The following is a 2,434-nucleotide window of genomic DNA, read 5'->3' as shown; positions in this document are numbered from 1 at the left end:
TGGTGCTGCTGCAAATCCAGCTCAGTTGGTGGTCTGGAACCGTCGAGCGTCAGTCCTCATCGTTCGCAATGTTGAGAATCCCCCCGCATGCCTTGCAGTGCACCGCGTCCCGGTCGTGCCGCTGCAAGCCGCAGCGCGGACAGGGGTAGCGCACCTTTCCGGCTGGACGAAACACGGCCTGCGCCAGCCGGAAGAACAGCGAGATGCCGACGATCATGATCGCCATGGAGAGCAGCCGCCCATGCCAGCCCACCAGCGTGACATCGCCAAAGCCGGTCGTCGATAGCGTCGTCACGGTGAAGTAGAGCGCGTCGAGGAAGTCCGTGATCTCCGGGTTCGCCGCGCGTTGGGTGACGTAGACGATCGAGGCCACCATCAGCATGAATACTGCAAGGTCGAGCACTGCCGTGATCAGTTCCTCGTTGCGGCGTATCGTTGGGAAGTGGCGCTTGAGCTGGCCGAGCACGTTATAGGACCGCAGCAACCGGACCGTGCGCAGCACGCGCAGGAACGCGAGGTTGCTGACCAGCGCCGACAGGAACAGAGAAAGGATGACCCCGAGATCAATGAGCGCGGATGCGTTGTCGAGATAGTGCATCGGGTGGCGGTGGGCGGCGAGCCGGCCCAGGAACTCTAGCAACAAGAGCGTGCCGAGCAGCAGGTCGACCGCTCGGATCCAAGGCGCATCGGGGACGAAGGTCGTAGCTAGAAAATAGGCAAGCGCGGCAAGATCGAGGGCCAGCAGGCCCGTCTGGAACATGATGGCGTTCCGTCGATGGCCGTAGAACAAGCGCCGCAGGCCAGTGCGCAGCCATCCGATGGAGTGCGCTGGCGCCCTCATTCCTCTATGACCGCCCGCTCCGCGCCCGAGGCGTCCCCAAGGGCGAGCAGTTGTCCACTCCCCTTCGGCCACACACGAATGACGTGCCGGACATTGCCGGCCACGGTCGTGATGACCGCCCTTTTCGCCCGGATCATGCTTCCTCCCTGCCGACACTCGCCAGGCGCGCCACCTCCGGAAGGGGCGCGGCGGCGGCGAGGCCGGCGGGAGACATCCCAGCCTTCTTCCTGTGCCGATCCAGCAGGTTCATGGCGGGGGTGACGGTCGTGCCATGCAGAAGGATGGAGATCAGCACCACCAGGCCCACCGCGCTCCACAGCCGGGTCGGATCCTGGAAGCTCGCCTGATTGAACGCGTAGGCAAGGTAGTAGATCGAGCCCAGCCCGCGAACGCCGAAGAAGGCGATCGTCCATTTCTCCGCCCATGAGGTCGGGGTGCCGGCCAGGCTGATCATGCCGATAACCGGGCGGACGATGAACAGTGTCCCCAGGGCGAACAGGATCATCGCACCGTCGACCCGACCAAGCAGGCCGCCATGCACGACCATGCCGCCGAATAGCACGAGCAGCACCATCATGAGCATGCGCTCGGACTGCTCCGCAAAGTCGTGCAGCTTGTCGTGGAACTCGTGGTTGCGCTCGACCGCGCGGATTGCAAGGGCAGCGACGAACACGGCCAGGAAGCCATAGGCATGAATGGCGCTGGTGATGCCATAGGCAAGCATCGTGGCTCCCAGCGCCACGAAGCCGTCCCCGGTCCGCGCCAGCTTGGTGCGGTTGGGCAGCCGGAACGTGATGTAGCCGAGGATCCAGCCGACCAGCGCACCCACCACAATGCCCGCCACGATTTCCCAAAGCACCTCGACCAGCAGCCAATCACGCCAACCTTCTGCCGTGAGGCTCCCCCCGCCAATGGCGAGAGCCACCGCCAGGTTGACGAAGGGAAAGGCCAGGCCATCGTTCAGGCCGGCTTCCGAAGTGAGGGTGAACCGTGCCTCGTCCTCCTCGCCGGTACGGGGCGGCCCCACCTGGACATCACTTGCCAGCACCGGATCGGTGGGGGCCAGCGCGGCACCGAGCAGCAGGGCGGCCGCGAGATCCAGTTGCAGCAGCCACCAGGCAAGACCGGCCACGGCAAGGATGGTCAACGGCATGGCCAGACCGATGAGGCGCCAGGTGAGCCTCCACCGCCGCCAGCCGAGAACGCGGTCGATCTTCAGGCCCGCGCCCATCAGGGCGATGATGACGATGAGCTCGCTCAAGCGCTCGGTGATCAGCGGGTACTCGAGGGGGTAAGGGGCCCAAGGCTCAAGTGCCGGGTGCGCGAACACGAGCGCGCCGAGGCCCACCGAGATGATCGGCAGCGACAGCGGCGCCTCCTTCAGCACCATGGGCAGCCATGCCGTGAGCAGGATGACCGCACCCAGGACGGTGAGAACTCCGATATAGAGGCCCATGCGCGGGTGGATCCTTGTCGGTGGCAGGATCAACCGGTCGCGGCGAGTCAGGCTGCCGGCGTAGGCAATTAATTCTCCAGGCGCGAGCGTCGCGGCTACGCACGGGCAGAAGCGTGGCATCGAGAGGGGGGAGATAC

The 2,434-nt window shown here is 65.3% G+C and carries 2 protein-coding genes; both read right to left on the bottom strand.

All coding sequences use genetic code 11. The features are described from left to right. Nucleotides 1-49: 49 nt before the first annotated feature. Entirely contained in the window at nt 50-760 is a 711-nt protein-coding gene (locus HLA95_RS26930; protein WP_191061834.1) for a potassium channel family protein, read from the bottom strand. Between the two features lie 214 nt (nt 761-974). Then, nucleotides 975-2,434 (bottom strand): cation:proton antiporter (locus HLA95_RS26925; protein WP_306422399.1); only part of this gene is annotated, 1,460 nt, incomplete at its 5' end.

Source organism: Geminicoccus harenae, assembly GCF_019800005.1.
GTDB lineage: Bacteria > Pseudomonadota > Alphaproteobacteria > Geminicoccales > Geminicoccaceae > Geminicoccus > Geminicoccus harenae.
The sequence above is the reverse complement of the archived record's forward strand: the minus strand, read 5'-3'. Positions and strand labels throughout refer to the sequence as shown.

What these genes read in the sequence shown, in the direction of transcription:
- HLA95_RS26930 (WP_191061834.1), bottom strand. Translation starts at nt 760, where the DNA reads ATGTTCCAGACGGGCCTGCTGGCCCTCGATCTTGCCGCGCTTGCCTAT.